Below are 14,011 nucleotides of genomic sequence, written 5' to 3'. Positions count from 1 at the left end.
AATGCGGCCGGAAACGAGTCGGGGCCCCTTGGTTTCCCAAGGAGCCCCGGTTGGTGGAGCCAAGGAGGATCGAACTCCTGACCTCTACAATGCCATTGTATTGTTGGCCAACATTCCGATTTGTTGGCCAACAAAGACTTAGCGGATCGTCTAGACCCCGCAGGGCGTCATACGCTGCCGTTGGCCGACAGATCATACACCCGATTGGGCGTTAACGCCCGGCTTGGTGCACAACTTCTCCCAGATCCGTGACCCGGTGCCAGTGCTTGTCCGCCATCGTGTAGGCAGCGTCCTCCGCGCAGAATTTGGCCGAGATTGTTTCCGTGTCCTCGAACACCCGTTCAACCTCCTTGTACTGCTCGTCCGTCGGGTCGAAGTATTCCAGCTTGAACCGATATGCAGCCATCACGTCCTCCCTACTGTTGCAGACACCATGCCCAGCAGCCCGTCCTCACGCATCTCCGCAAGGGTGAGCCAGCTCGGGCCTCGATCGTCGAGCCGGTCCTGCTCCTTGAAGTCGGAGGCATACCGGCAGATCAGCTTGTGGGCCTCGCGGCCATCACCGGGGCGGTCGTACCGCCACAGCATGAGCAGATCGTAAATCTTCTGGCCGCGCGCCTGGCGGCGGTTGTGAAAGCTCTTGCGGCAGCCGCCCGAGCAGAACCTATGCTGGACGCGCTGAGCGACGAACGGGCCGTCGCACTCCTTGCACTGTCTCTCCTGACCGATCATGCGTTGACCTCCAATCTGTCGCTGTTGGCCAACATATAGGACAAGCGTCTAGGCGCTTCAAGGAGATTGTGGGTTCCAGTGGTTGACCGCCCCGCGCAGATGCTCCGGGCAGTGGTGCAGATAGGTGTTGGTGACGGTCTTCACGCTGTCGCCCAGCACGCCCGCGATGTCGAGCAGCGGCACGCCCGCCTGCGCGGCCCGTGTAGCCCATGTGTGGCGCAGGACGTGGGGCGACACGCCCTCCAGCCCCGACCGCTCCACGGCGCTCTCGAACGCGGCGCGGATCGAGCCTGGATGGTCCAGCAGATAGTCGCCCTCGATCTCCTTCAGCGTCCGCTCCAGGATCGGGCGGAGCCAGTCGGCGATGGGGACCTGCGGACGGCGCTTGTTGGTCTGCCGTCGGCCCTTGGGGTTGAGCCGGATGATGCCGTGCTTCAGGTCGACCTGCTCCCTGGTCAGCGTCTCGATCGCTGCCCGGCGGGATGCCGTGCCCAGCGCCAGGGCCACGAAGCGGTAGGCCCGCGTCAGCCGCTCACCGTCGCCGCTGGCGGCTTCCAGGAGCTTCCGACACTCGGCGTCCGTCAGCCACCTGTCGCGGGGCTCCGGCTCCTCTGGGATGGCGTCGGTGGGGAACACGAAGGGAGGGATACGCCCCTTGCGCGCGGCGCGGGTGAGAGCGGCACTGAGCACGGCCAGATCCCGGCGGATGCCGCCGTTGGTGGCCTTGCGGCCGATCCTGCCCTGCCGGCGCGCCTTGACGAACCGCTCCACCAGATCCTCGGTGATCTCGCTGGGCTTGTAGCCGCCGGGGTGCAGCGCCAGTGCCTCGAAGTACTCGGGGGCCTGGGAGACCGGGAACTCCGAGCCGTCGAACTCGGCGAAGAACGCCGCCGCATTGCGCAGATTGTAGAACGCCGTGTCCTTGCCTCTGGCCTTGGGGGTGATGTGCTCCTCCCAATAGCGCGCGATGCACGCGGCGACGTTGACCTCGCCCATGGCCGGCTTGGTGGCACCCTTAAATCCGACGAGGAAAGCGTGATAGACGCCTACAGCGTCCGCAGCATTCGCGCAGCCCGTCGAGCGGCGGCGGCTGCGTCCATCTTCCGACCATCTGATCTCGTAGAAACCCGCGGAGTTTGGCTTGTCGGAGAGCTGCGGCCCCCGGTTTGGTTTCGACATACGGTCCCCTCCACATAGCGGTTCACGTCGCTCTCCAGGAACGTAACGGGGCGTCCTGGGCGAAATGGCAGCGCGCCCGACGACTGAAGTCGCTGGACGGTCCTAACGTTAACCCTGAGTCTGTCCGCAACCTCACGTTGCGTCAGAAGCCGGCTCATTATGCGACTTCCGGCTTGACCATCTCCACAATCTGCCCGGCCAAAGTGATAGGAATGGAGCGGTTGACGGTGAGGAACACACGCATCGGGTCATCCGGGTCTTGCCGGATCGAGATGGCGTGCCCCTTGGCCGGGTCGGTGGAAACGGTCGGGTAAATGTCCTTGATTTCCTTCCCCAGCGCCGTCGCGATTGCCTTCAGCGATCTCGGCTCGGGAAACGAGCGTGCGTTGACGTAAGTGCTGATCGCGTCCCGCCCGAGCCCGGATCGGTTGGCCAGGTCAGACTGTGTCCAGTTGTGCTCCAGTAGTTCGTTTTGGAGTATCCTGGCAAACGCTTGTTTCAGGCGCCTTTTCCCCTCCCGAGACGCCCCTGAGAACTCTGAGATATCCAGGTCGCTATTCATACGGCCCTCCTATTCGTTGCACGGCTACCGTCGGTTGTGACCGTGTTGCCCTACATTTTGTCGGTCCTGGGCATTTTTTCAAGCAGTATCGCAAACAATTTGATCTATCAGCGATTGGTGGCCAATCTGTCTCATTCCATGGTTGACGTTCCGACGTTCTGTCGGTAGTGTCTCCCAACATTGGCCAACAACGGTAGCCCCCCTCATGCCCCGACTCGATGTACCGGCCCTCATAAAAACCCTTGGCGGGCCAACTCAGGTCGTCACCGACATCGCTTCTACGCTTAACGATGCGGAGGCGATCACTGTCAAGGGCGTCGAGAAGTGGATCAGCCGCGGCCAGATGAAGAGCTGCTGGCTCATCGTCCTCCTGCATCTGCCGGTGGGGCGTGGCAAGCAGCCCTTGGACCTCCGCAAGTTCATCGTCGACTAGGAGACACCGATGGAAGACGCACCTCCTCGTGCATACACGCTCGACAACTACTCCCTGGCCGATCTCGACGGCGAGCTGAAGCTGATCGAGGCCGGCGAAAAGCTCAACAAGACCCGCAAGGCCGAAATCCAGGACGAGCTGGAGCGCCGGCTGGGCGCGCAGCTCGACGCCGCGCTGGCGGCCGACAATAAGGACACTGGCACGGCCACGGTCATCCTGCCGGGTGGCGGCACCGCCAAACGCACGATCAAGAAGGACGTGAAGTACGACGGCGCTGCGCTGATCAGCATCGCGTCCACCATGCCCTGGGAGACCGCCAGTCTGCTGTTCAAGATCACGGCGACGCTGCCCGAGGCGAACTACGCCGGGCTGGTCTCCAACCCCGATCTGAAGGCGAAGATCGACGCCGCGCGCACGGTCACGCCGAAGGCGGAGGCCATCAAGCTCGACCTGCCCGCGACGGCCCCTTGAACCGGGCCAACATCAAGCGGCTGAACGGCCGTCTTGCCCAGGTCATGTTGGCCCTGGCGGACGGCGGTTCCTACAAGTCGATCGCCAAAGACCTCGGCATCTCCCCGGCGACCGTGAACGTCTACGTCACGGAGATTTACCGGCTGCTGGCGATCAAGACCCAAGCCCAGATCGGCGTGGCCGTCGAAATGTACCGCCCGCAGATCACCGCGCGCGCCATCGACGGGAAGCCCGCCATCAACCGCAAGGAGGCACCGAATGGCACACAAGCCCGACAGTGAGGCGATCCAGGACGCGCTGGACGCCGTCGGCCGAGACGACGGGCTCCGCAAGGTCGCTCTCGCCGAGGCCGTGAAGCTCGCGAACAAGAAGGGTCGCTGGAACATCGGCGCGACCGTCGAGTGCGCTAACGCCTTCCTGCGCTTCCTGCGCGGCACGGCCCAGACCAACGACCTGCACAGCAAGGAGGCGTGACCATGTCGAGATACCTCCCCGTCTATGAACTGCACGATTACGACCTGCGCCATGTCGTCGAGCGCATACCGCGCGACCTGCGGGACCTGCTCTCGGCATATCCGAAAACGCTAATGGTCGGGGGCGGGTTCATTCGCTCCGTCATCGGCCGCGAGCCGGTCAACGACATCGACCTGTTCTGCGATAACGCCGAGTGGGGCGAGGCCATCATCCGCGAGTTCGCGAAGAGGCGCGAGGCCCGTGTCTACAAGAGCGGCAACGCGCTGACGGTACTGACGCCCAACCGCACCAACATCCAACTTATCACACGCTGGACCTTCGACAACATGCCGGACCTGGTCGACAGCTTCGACTTCACCGTCTGTCAGGCGGCCATCTGCCGCAGCGGCAGGGTGTCGAATGATCCCTGGATCAGCCGGGTCGGCCCGCGGTTCTACAGCGACCTCGCGGCCAAGCGGCTGCACTACACCGCGCCGAAGCGCGAGGAAGAAGCCGGCGGCTCCATGCTGCGCGTCATCAAGTACGTGCAGCGCGGCTATTCGATCCAGGTCGGATCTCTGGGCGCGGTGATCGCCCGCCTCACCGCCGGTGTGCCCGAAGAGGCCGGGCCGAACCAGGAGCTTTACCGCGGCGGTCACATCGCCACGCGCCTCCGCGAGGTCGACCCCGCGCTTCAGGTGGACGGTCTGGAGATCACATTCGATCACGAGGCCGACGAGCCCATTCCCACACTCGACGAGGCCGCATCATGACCCTCCAGATCCGCACCGCCGACCAGCGCATGCAGGAGCGCGGCAAGCTCAACATCATGATCACGGCCCCCCATGGTGTGGGAAAAACCACACTCGCCAGAACACTCCCGTATGCGGGAAAGTCTACCCTCTTCATCGACCTGGAGAGTGGCATGGAGGCCGTGAAGGGCGACGTGGTGTTGCCCGACGGCACGCCGCTTGGCGGCTTCGCCGGTGGCGACATCAACGTCCGACGGGAGGCCGCCAAGCTGGGCGTCCACCCGTGGGCCTACACCAAGGCCCTGGCCTGCCTGCTCGGTGGCCCGGACCCGGCGGCCAAAGCCGGCGTGAACCAGGAGACCGGCGACTTCCACTCGCCCTACAGCGCCGACGCCTACAACGCCTATGCGTCGGCCATCGGCGATCCGGCCATGTTCTCCGGGTTCGACACGATCTTCGTGGACAGCGGCTCGGTCGCGTCCCGCAGCGCGTGGTCCTGGTCGCTCGTGCAGCCCCGCGCCTACAACAAGCAGGGCAAGCAGGACACCCTCGGGGCCTATGGGCTGGTCGGTGACGAGATGATCGAATGGGCGACCCAGCTCCAGCACATTACAGACAAGTCGGTCATCGTCCTGTTTGCCCTCGACGTGATCAAGGACAAGGACATCCCCGGTCGCGTCAGCTACGCCATCCAGGCCATCGGCGGGCGCACCGAGCGCGAGCTGCCCGGCATCTTCGACAACGTCATGACGCTGGGCACGTTCAAGCTCGACCAGAGCGGCAACGCCTCGCTCGACTACGAGAAGGGCCAGCACCGCGGTCTGATCTGCACGTCGGCCAACGGCTATGGCGTGCCCGCCAAGGACCGCACGGGCCGGGCAGCCCCGATCGAGCCCCCCAACATCGCCGCCCTCATGACGAAGCTGGCCGGCGCGAAGCGTGCCGACCAGGTCACCGTCACCACCGACATTCCCCCGCACGCCGCCGCGGCTGCGGAGCCCACCGCCGCCACCGCGGCATAACGACAGGAGACGCCATCATGGCAATGGACTTTTCGGGCGGGGCCGGTGCCGGCTCCCCTATGGACCTGATCCCCAATGGTCAGCTCGCTTGGGTGATCATCACCTACCGCGACCAGAAGGTCGGCGCGGGCAAGGGCACGGTCTACCACGACCTGGAGTTGACACTGGACGCGGAGCAGCCGTTCAAGGGGCGCAAGCTCTGGCACAACCTGATGGACCCGTCGGCCGAGGCCAACAGCGCGACGGTCAAGCAGATGGGGCTGGCCGACATCACCCGGATCCTGGAAGCGGGCCGGTGGGCGCTCAACCCCAACTTCGACCAGGGCCTCTTCGCCAGCCAGGGCGGCTACACCATCAACGCCTTCCCCGAGATCGACGGCCTGCGCGTGGCGGTGAAGATCAAGGTCGAGAAGGGCACCGAGGGCTACGCCGACAAGAACGTCGTCGCCGAGTTCCTGTCGCCCAACCCGGCCAGCTCCGGCCACAAGGGCTGGAAGGACCTGATCGCGGGCAAGTACAACTCCACGGCCGCTGCCGCCGGACCGCCCGCGCAGGGCACCTTCGGTGGGTTCGGCGCCGGGGCCACGGCCCAGCCCGCTCAGACGGCCCCGGCCTTCGGCAACACCGCCGCTGGCGCGACCACCTCCGCCCCCGTCTTCGGCAACGCCGCCCTCGCCCAGCCCGCCGCCGGAGGTGCGGCTGCGCCGGCAAACCCTACCCTTGCGACCGGACAACCGGCTGCGCCGACGCCCGCTCCTGCCGGCACGCCGGCTGCTGCCTCGGTGACATCCCCTTCTAACCAGCCGGCGGCTGCCCCCGCCCCGACCAGCCCGAATAGCTGGCTGGCTCAGGCCAACAGCTAAGGGGCCACGCACTCCCCGCGGCCCTCCGGGGCCGCGGTCTGCCACTAGACACAGGGAGACGAACCAATGACCAAAGAGAGCGTGACTGAAGAGAGACAGCTTTTCCTTTCCATGTGTGCCCACCGGCACGCCTCCGACCTGACTGCCCGGGGCGTCGCCACCGGGGCCATCATCGGCCTCGCCATGAATGCCGAGAAGGACTGCGTCCGTGCCGCGGCCAGTCGCTGGCTGTGGCGCCAGCACCAGATCACCATCTCCCCGCTGGGAGCGCCGGCCCCGAAGGTCGAGGCCCTCTGACCATGAAGCTGCGCGACCGTCAGGTGGTCTTTTCCGACCGGTGCAATGCCGCTCTCGACGAGCGGGGGAACACGCTGGGCGTGGCTCCCACCGGGGCGGGAAAGACGGTGATGCTTTCCCACATCACGGGCCGGAGGCCGGGGCAAACCCTCGTGCTCCAGCACCGCGACGAGCTGGTGACGCAGAACCGGAACACCTATGGGCTGGTCAACCCCCGCAAGTCCACCGGGCTCTACACGGCCAGCCGAAAGGAGTGGGGGTACGACGCGACGTTTGCGATGGTGCAGACGCTCGCGCGGAACATCGACGATATGCCGGCAGTCGACACGCTGGCGATCGATGAGGGGCACCATGCGGCGGCCGACAGCTACCGCAAGATCATCCACGCAGCCATGGAGCGGAACCCGAACACCAAGCTCCTGCTGGTCACCGCGACGCCGAACCGGGGCGACAAGAAAGCCCTGCGGGGCGTGGTGGACAACTGCGCCGATCAGATCACGCTCAAGGAGCTGATCGACAGCGGTCACCTTGTCCCGCCCCGGACGATGGTCGTGGACATCGGTGTTCGCGATGCTCTGGCGGGCGTGCGACGCACGATCAGCGACTTCGACATGGATGCGGTCGCCGCGATCATGGACAAGTCCGTGCTGAACGATCAGGTCGTCAAGACCTGGAGGCAGCACGCAGCCGACCGCCAGACCGTGGCCTTCTGCGCGAACCTGGAGCACATGCAGCATGTGGCCGAGGCGTTCACGGCGGCAGGCATCGTCGCGACCACCATCGAAGGCACGCTGAGCAAGGATGAGCGCGCCAAGCGCCTGGGCGCATACGACCGGGGCGAGGTCCAGGTCATCGTCAATGTGGCCGTGCTCACGGAAGGGTGGGACCACCAGCCGACGAGCTGCGTGCTCCTGCTGCGCCCCAGCTCCTACAAGTCGACCATGATCCAGATGATGGGTCGCGGGCTGCGCAAGGTCGACCCCGAGCGGTATCCAGGGCGGCGCAAGGACGACTGCATCATTATCGATTACGGCACGTCGCTGCTCATGCACGGCGGCATCGAGCAGGACACCAACATCGACCAGGAAGGGTCGATGCAATGCCCGGAGTGCGACGCCACGGTCCCGCGCCAGACGCGCGAGTGTCCCATCTGCGCCCACGAGTTTCCCGTCCGGGGCGAGGCCCCGCAGAAGGTCTGCCAGGCGTGCGGCAAGGACAACCACACGGCCGTTCGCGCCTGCGTCCACTGCGGCGATCTGTTCCCCGAGAAGGAGCAGGGCGCGCTCGGCGACTTCGAGTTGACAGAGGTCGGCCTGTTCGACGCCAGCCCATTTAAGTGGGAGGCGATCGGCGAGTTCGCCGGGATAGACGACCACCTCGTGATGTGCGCCGCCGCCTTCGACACATGGTCGATGGTGCTGTCCTACTACGGCCGATGGCACGTCTTCGGCGGGGTCAAGGGGCAGGGTATCCGTCACCTTGCGGATCTGGCCGACAGGCTGCCCGCCCTGGCCACGGCCGACGATTTCCTGCGCGAGCACGGCGACCAGGACCAGGGGTCGAAGACCCGCGCCTGGCTGCACATGCCGGCGACGGAGAAGCAGGCACAGATGCTCGGCACCACGCCGTTCCATCTGTTCGGCGTCAGCCGCTACCGCGCGAGCTGCATGCTGACCTGGAAGTTCAACGCCCGCCATCTGCGGGCCAAGCTGGAGCACACGCGCATGGTGGCGGCATGAGTGACCGATGGGATCGTCACTTTCTTCAACTCTGTCTCGATCACGCGCGGATGTCGAAAGACCCATCTACGCGCGTCGGTGCCGTCATCGTCGGCCCTGATCGCGAGATCCGCTCTGCCGGCTACAACGGCCTGCCACGCGGGATCGCTGACACCCCCGAGCGGCTGAACGACCGCGACACCAAGCTGGCGCTGATCGTTCACGGCGAGATGAATGCTGTGCTGGCCGCTGTGCGCATGGGCACTCCCTTGAAGGGCTGCACCCTATACCTCGCCGCGACCGATGACAGCGGTAACGTCTGGGGCGGAGCGCCGTGCACCCGCTGCACCGTCGAGATCATCCAGACCGGCATCGCAGAGGTCGTGTCGTGGCCGTTCAAGAACACGCCGTCTCGCTGGCTCGCGGACACCGAACGGGCCAAGGCGCTACTTGCTGAGGCGGGCGTGATGTTTCGAGAGGTCGGATCCCAGGTGAACCCCAACGACGGAGAGTAGCATGGCTGAGTCCCTCAAGGCCTACATCGTCACCGAGCACGTGAGTGGTGAGGACCAGGCTGTCGTCCGGTTCGCTGCCTCCAATGTGATCGCCAGACGCGAAGGCGCCAACGGTCTCGATGTCGAGTTCCCGGACGTGAGCTGCAAGCGTGCGGAACATTTCGACGGGTTCGCCCCCGGCCCTGTCCCGGATCACGCCCTCTTCAAAGCCGGGTGGTGGTTCTTTTGCACGCACTGCCAAGCGCGCGCCTCCGATGGTTCGGGCGCGCTAATCGACGGGGTCGCCTACTGCTCCGATCACGAGAACGCCGCCACCGTCGCAGCGCGTGTCGTCCAGGACGTGGCCGAACTTCCGGATCGGACAAGCCCCGACGACTGGCCTGACGCAATGCTGGTCACTGCCAAAGAGCTTCGGCGGATCGTCGAAGACGCTGTCTATGCCGCCGGACCCCAGGTGGATGGAGGCTACGGTGAGTGACGACCTCATGCCGATCATGGCGGGCGAGTTCTTGAAGGCCACACCGATGGCCCTGCTCAACGAGGATCAGGCCCGGAAGAACCACGGCCAATCGCTCGAGAGGCTTCGATCGCGCGGCGGGCTCGACCCGAACGAAGCGTGGGCGATCGTTAACAACAGAAGCCAGTTCTATTTTCGGGGAAAGAACTGCGAGCCCGCTCTCATGGCGCGGATCGTGAACACCCGTGCGCGTCTACGGTCCGAAGTCGGACCCCAGGCGAACCCCAAATGACCATCGACTAGTTCGCGCTGATGCAGGCCAAACAAGACCCGGTGGTGGCCGCTGTGCTGGAGCTGTTCCCCGGCGCGTACATCACCGAGATCATCCCTCACGCAGAGGAGACCGCCCCAATGGACTTCACACCTACCAATGTTTCCCCGACGTCTTTCTCTGACGCCTTTCAGGCCCTCCTGGATGAAGCGCACCAGATCCACAATATGGAGCAGGAACCGCGTGATTATCTCGGCGGCTCACGCCTTGGCGTGGAATGCGACCGCGCCCTCGCCTACGAGTATTTCCAGGTCGCCAAGGACCCGGACAGGAACTTTAAGGGCAAGATCCTGCGGATCTTCGACATGGGACATGACGGCGAGGACCGCATGGCCGAGTACATCCGCCGAGCCGGCTTCACGCTGCTTACACACCGCTCGGACGGGCAACAGTTCGGCTTCGGCGTCGCCCCCGACCCCGTGACCGGCAAAAGCAGGATCGCCGGGCACATCGACGGAATACTGACAGACGGGCCAGAGTACGTTGGGTGCACCAAAATGACGTATCCCTGTCTTTGGGAGAACAAAGGACTCAACGACAAAGGGTCCAAGGGATGCGTAAAGAAGGGTGTGAAAGAAGAGAAGCCAATCTATTACGCCCAGATGCAGATTTACATGGCGTATCTTGGTCTCGGCGACAATCCAGGCCTGTTTACTGCGCTTAACAGGAACACCGGAGACATTCACTCGGAGCTGGTTCCCTTTGACGCACAGGCAGCGCAACAGGCCAGCGACCGAGGGGTCCGGGTGATCCGGGCCGACAGTCCCGAGGACCTGCCCAGGATCGCGCGAGAGAGCACGGACTTTCGGTGCAAGTTCTGCGACTACGCCGCGCGGTGCTGGGGTGCTGCGGAGCCGCAGGCAGCCGCGCCGGTCCCCGCTCCGCTATTCGGGGCGCAGCCCGCTGCGCCTGTGACCGCCCCCGCCGCACCCGGCACCAATTGGCTGAAGAACGCCAACTCTTAGCATATTCCGCTTGTCTGATTTGACGACAGATTGTAGGCTGTTCGTCTTCCAGATACGACCCTGAGACCACCAACCCCCACCAAGGAGACACCCCAAATGAAGATGTTCAAAGCCACGCTCACCACCGAGTTCCCCTACGACGGCATTTCCTCCCCGCTCGCGCTGGCGGCTCAGATCGAGGCCGCGCTGGCCAGCGGCAAGAAGATGATCGAGGACGAAATCGTCGCGCTGCACCCCGACGCTGCGAAGATCGTCACCACGCTCGACACCGGCATCGTCAACGTGCGCCCGAAGAAGGCGGAGACCCAGCCGCCCGTCGAGCCGCTGCACGATCCGAGCCAGACCGACCTAAAGGACGCCGTGAATGCGGCGGCGGCCGGCGAGGCTCAGGAAGTGCCCGCTGCCGAGTAACCCCGCGCTCTGTCGCCTACCGGAGCCCGGCTCGCACTGCGGGCCGGGCTTTTTCATGGAGTGAGGGATGAAGTTGCACGCTGGAGAGGCGCACGCCGAGGCACGGCTATGGGAGCGGTACGGACTGCCGTTCACCGCCGAGCTGAAGGCCGAGATCGTGCGAGAGATAAAGCGGGCCAATCGCGCGCATAGAAATCAGAACGACCGCAAGAGCGAGCGCCGCGCGAGCAAGTTGCCGCGGCCCCCGCGGGCGATCCTGTTGAATGCCCGCCGAGAACGTCACCAGAAATGGAAGGTGGATACATCCCGCGGGGTGCTGCTCGTCATCTATGATCGGGTCGACTGCCTCATTGTTACTTTCCTCCCGCGCAACGGTGACCATAAGTGACCGACTCCATCTATCCGATCCTGGAGAACGCAGCACTGGTCGACCGCCGGCAGGTCGACGCCTACCTGGAGGTGCTGTTCGGCTACGTGGATTGGAGCGACCGCGTGTTCGCCCTGCGCGGGCTGGGCGAGAAAGGCACCGAGAAGGAAGGCGTGTTTCGTGAGCCGCTGCGACTGCCGGCCGGGCTGTGCTCGATCGAGGAGCAGACCGAGACCGCCGCGCGCCGGTGGGGGCAGTACCATGTCGCGACGTTCGTGGTACCGGCTGTGGTGTCGGCCGATGCGATCGAGCTGCGCAACGTCGACCACGAGCAGATCGCCGAGTTCACGACGATCCTGGTGGACATCGACAGCGGCGACACCGACGAGAAGCTGGTGTGGCTGGCCGAGATAATCGGCCGGCCAACTCTGGTCGTGCAGTCGGGCGGTGTCACCGACGCCGGCAAGCCGAAGCGGCACGTCTACTGGCGGTTGACGGAGCCCAGCACCGAGATCGACCGCATCGCGGCCCTGCGGGAGACCCTGGCGCTCAAGGTCGGGGGCGATCCCTCTTTCAAGCGGGCCACCCAGGTCATCCGCGTCCCGGGCACCGTCCACGGCAAGAACGGCGTGATCACGCTGTGCCGGATCGAGGCGCTACACGACATCGGCGACTATGACCTGGATGATCTGGCGGAGCGGATCGAGCAGGCCCAACCGATGCCGGGGCTCCCGCCCGTGCCGGCGAAGACCGCTGTGCTCGACTTCAGCCCGACCCAGGGTGGGGCGATGGACTTCTCCGCCGCGGCGGGCGGCAACCGACCCAACGCGGTCAAAGCTCTCACGTCCGATGTGCATGAGGGCGGGACCGGGCGAGAGACCCGCTGGGACAACTTCAATCAGGTGGCGGGCTACCACCTGCGGCTGGTGCGTTGGGGGACCATCCCGCTCGATCAGGCCGCACAGGCGACATACGACTGGATGCAGGCACACATGGTGCCGCCCTGGAGCGAGCAGCGGTTCAAGGCCGAGTTCCAGGGCCAGATCGACAACGACCGCCGGAACAACGGCGCGCTGCCCGACACCACGACACCGCCGCCCGAGCCTTATGCCGGGGCGCTGAAGTTCGACATGAAGCTGGGGGCGCTGCGCGGCTTCGACATCGGCAATTGGGCCATGGGCACGCCGCCGAAGCGCCGGCACCTGGTGCAGGGGCTTATCATGGCCGGGCAGACGCACGTCCTGGCCGCCGAGGGCGGGGCGGGCAAGACGTTCCTGTGCCTGGACCTGTGTCTGCGGCTGGCGGCTGCCGGGAACAGGACCGACCCCGCGGCGGACAATCAGGTGCTCTGGATGGGCCAGCCGGTGACCGACGAGGCGGCGGGCGGCACCGTGATCATGATCACCTCGGAGGACGCCCACGACGAGCTCCATATCCGGCTCGACGACATCGATCCCGACGGCAGTATGCGCGCGGCCGCTACCGGACATCTGCGGATTATCCCACTGCTGGACGTGGGCGGCGCGTTTCCCTTCGTGGCGCACGACCAGGCCCGCCAGCCTCACCAGTCGCCGCGGTGGGCAGCACTCTATGCGGCGATCGCGGAGATCGTCGGCGAGGGCGGCAAGGTGTCGGCCGTGGTGGTGGACACGATGGCCGCCACGCTGCACGGCGAGGACACCAGCGGCTCCGTGGTCACCGAGTACATGGCGGAGCTGTCCCGGCTGTGCGGGGCGCTGGGGGCGGCCGTGGTCATCACGCACCACATCCGCAAAGGCAACGACCAGACACCGATCAAGAACCTGGAGGACATGAAGGCGGCCGTGCGTGGATCCACCGCCATCATCGGATCCACCCGCGTAGCACTCGGTTTCTGGCACGCCTCGGACTTCCGTCGAAAGATGGAGGCTATGGGTCACGCTCCATCAAGAGGCAAGGTCTATTACGCCGGGGTGCTCAAGGCCAACAATCCGGAGATGTTCGACGGCGTGAAGACGCTGATGCGGCAGCTCTCGGGGTTGCTGGTGGACGTGACCGACAGGGTCCCGGCCGCCGACAAGATCCGCACTGAGCGTCTGGCGTGGCTGGTCGTGGCCGTGCAGCGCGCGGCGTTCGACCACTACCCCCTCACCAAGACCAACGCCAACGGGCTGTTCCAGCGCCGCTCGCAGCTCCCGCCTGCCCTCCAGCAGCTCCCGCGGGCCGAGTACGAGCGGCTGGTGGACATGGCGCTGGAGGCGGGCTTGATTGTCCGCGGCGCACTCGCCAACAAGCCCGCCAATACCGGCCATCTGGATGTGCCGGGCGGTCCCATCGACCGCAAGCAGGGCTTCCAGGACGACGGCGTGTGGAAGCCAGAATGGACCCGGTTCGAGTACGACCCGACCATCGAAATGGTGGTCATGGCGGATGAGTGAGGCCCGACACATTGGCGGGGAAGCCCCGGTCCCGTCGAAAAACGGGACCGGGCGGGACCGGCGGGA

At 65.4% G+C, this 14,011-nt stretch carries 20 protein-coding genes, 1 tRNA gene and 1 pseudogene; 16 read left to right on the top strand and 6 right to left on the bottom strand.

Going from position 1 to position 14,011, the window contains the following annotated elements; genetic code table 11:
- Positions 1–51: 51 nt before the first annotated feature.
- From T8K17_RS11475 to T8K17_RS11455, 6 genes and pseudogenes are all read right to left on the bottom strand, one after another.
- Positions 52–117, bottom strand: a tRNA-Ser gene (locus T8K17_RS11475).
- A 94-nt stretch (positions 118–211) separates the two neighbouring features.
- Positions 212–406: a hypothetical protein gene (locus tag T8K17_RS11470; protein ID WP_322334644.1), complete on the bottom strand. Its 195-nt coding sequence runs from the start codon at positions 404–406 to the stop codon at positions 212–214.
- Positions 406–732: a hypothetical protein gene (locus T8K17_RS11465; RefSeq protein WP_322334643.1), complete on the bottom strand. Its 327-nt coding sequence runs from the start codon at positions 730–732 to the stop codon at positions 406–408. Before T8K17_RS11465 ends, T8K17_RS11470 begins: the two co-directional genes overlap by 1 nt.
- Before the next feature lie 57 nt (positions 733–789).
- On the bottom strand, positions 790–1,911 hold the full coding sequence (locus T8K17_RS11460) for a site-specific integrase (protein WP_322334642.1): 1,122 nt from the start codon (positions 1,909–1,911) through the stop codon (positions 790–792).
- 17 nt (positions 1,912–1,928) lie between these two features.
- Positions 1,929–2,069 (bottom strand): annotated as a pseudogene (locus tag T8K17_RS26285) (helix-turn-helix domain-containing protein); the annotation flags it as partial.
- On the bottom strand, positions 2,069–2,473 hold the full coding sequence (locus T8K17_RS11455; protein ID WP_322334641.1) for a helix-turn-helix transcriptional regulator: 405 nt from the start codon (positions 2,471–2,473) through the stop codon (positions 2,069–2,071). The gene T8K17_RS11455 and the pseudogene T8K17_RS26285, both read right to left, overlap by 1 nt.
- Before the next feature lie 205 nt (positions 2,474–2,678).
- On the opposite strand from T8K17_RS11455, the gene T8K17_RS11450 reads away from it, so the two are divergent.
- The 16 genes from T8K17_RS11450 to T8K17_RS11375 all read left to right on the top strand — a co-directional run bounded on the left by T8K17_RS11450 (position 2,679) and on the right by T8K17_RS11375 (position 13,945).
- Positions 2,679–2,906 carry a hypothetical protein gene (locus T8K17_RS11450; protein ID WP_322334640.1) on the top strand — a complete coding sequence of 76 codons (228 nt, stop codon included), beginning with the start codon at positions 2,679–2,681 and terminating at the stop codon, positions 2,904–2,906.
- 9 nt (positions 2,907–2,915) lie between these two features.
- Entirely contained in the window at positions 2,916–3,377 is a 462-nt protein-coding gene (locus tag T8K17_RS11445; protein WP_322334639.1) for a hypothetical protein, read from the top strand.
- Positions 3,374–3,658 (top strand): helix-turn-helix transcriptional regulator, encoded by a 285-nt coding sequence (locus T8K17_RS11440; RefSeq protein WP_322334638.1) that lies wholly within the window; start codon positions 3,374–3,376, stop codon positions 3,656–3,658. The genes T8K17_RS11445 and T8K17_RS11440 overlap by 4 nt, the downstream gene beginning before the upstream one ends.
- Entirely contained in the window at positions 3,636–3,851 is a 216-nt protein-coding gene (locus T8K17_RS11435) for a hypothetical protein (protein WP_322334637.1), read from the top strand. Before T8K17_RS11440 ends, T8K17_RS11435 begins: the two co-directional genes overlap by 23 nt.
- Before the next feature lie 2 nt (positions 3,852–3,853).
- Entirely contained in the window at positions 3,854–4,603 is a 750-nt protein-coding gene (locus T8K17_RS11430; protein ID WP_322334636.1) for a hypothetical protein, read from the top strand.
- Complete coding sequence (locus T8K17_RS11425) at positions 4,600–5,604, top strand: AAA family ATPase (RefSeq protein WP_322334635.1); 1,005 nt, start codon at positions 4,600–4,602, stop codon at positions 5,602–5,604. The genes T8K17_RS11430 and T8K17_RS11425 overlap by 4 nt, the downstream gene beginning before the upstream one ends.
- A gap of 17 nt (positions 5,605–5,621) precedes the next feature.
- The gene (locus T8K17_RS11420) at positions 5,622–6,467 is read left to right on the top strand and encodes a hypothetical protein (RefSeq protein WP_322334634.1); all 846 of its coding nucleotides are present in this window, start codon (positions 5,622–5,624) and stop codon (positions 6,465–6,467) included.
- Between the two features lie 66 nt (positions 6,468–6,533).
- Entirely contained in the window at positions 6,534–6,764 is a 231-nt protein-coding gene (locus T8K17_RS11415; protein WP_322334633.1) for a hypothetical protein, read from the top strand.
- Between the two features lie 2 nt (positions 6,765–6,766).
- Positions 6,767–8,503, top strand: coding sequence for a DEAD/DEAH box helicase family protein (locus T8K17_RS11410; protein WP_322334632.1), 1,737 nt, complete (start codon positions 6,767–6,769; stop codon positions 8,501–8,503).
- Positions 8,500–8,997, top strand: coding sequence for a deaminase (locus T8K17_RS11405; protein WP_322334631.1), 498 nt, complete (start codon positions 8,500–8,502; stop codon positions 8,995–8,997). The genes T8K17_RS11410 and T8K17_RS11405 overlap by 4 nt, the downstream gene beginning before the upstream one ends.
- Position 8,998: 1 nt before the next feature.
- Entirely contained in the window at positions 8,999–9,475 is a 477-nt protein-coding gene (locus tag T8K17_RS11400; RefSeq protein ID WP_322334630.1) for a hypothetical protein, read from the top strand.
- Entirely contained in the window at positions 9,468–9,746 is a 279-nt protein-coding gene (locus tag T8K17_RS11395; RefSeq protein ID WP_322334629.1) for a hypothetical protein, read from the top strand. Before T8K17_RS11400 ends, T8K17_RS11395 begins: the two co-directional genes overlap by 8 nt.
- A gap of 20 nt (positions 9,747–9,766) precedes the next feature.
- A complete protein-coding gene (locus T8K17_RS11390; protein ID WP_322334628.1) occupies positions 9,767–10,750 on the top strand; it encodes a hypothetical protein in 984 nt (327 codons plus the stop codon).
- A gap of 96 nt (positions 10,751–10,846) precedes the next feature.
- On the top strand, positions 10,847–11,161 hold the full coding sequence (locus T8K17_RS11385) for a hypothetical protein (RefSeq protein WP_322334627.1): 315 nt from the start codon (positions 10,847–10,849) through the stop codon (positions 11,159–11,161).
- A 67-nt stretch (positions 11,162–11,228) separates the two neighbouring features.
- A complete protein-coding gene (locus T8K17_RS11380) occupies positions 11,229–11,549 on the top strand; it encodes a hypothetical protein (RefSeq protein WP_322334626.1) in 321 nt (106 codons plus the stop codon).
- On the top strand, positions 11,546–13,945 hold the full coding sequence (locus T8K17_RS11375; protein ID WP_322334625.1) for an AAA family ATPase: 2,400 nt from the start codon (positions 11,546–11,548) through the stop codon (positions 13,943–13,945). Before T8K17_RS11380 ends, T8K17_RS11375 begins: the two co-directional genes overlap by 4 nt.
- Positions 13,946–14,011 lie beyond the last annotated feature (66 nt).

This window comes from Thalassobaculum sp. OXR-137 (assembly GCF_034377285.1).
Taxonomy (GTDB): Bacteria; Pseudomonadota; Alphaproteobacteria; order Thalassobaculales; family Thalassobaculaceae; genus Thalassobaculum.
Note: the sequence above shows the minus strand (reverse complement) of the source record. Positions and strands in the feature narration are given on the sequence as shown.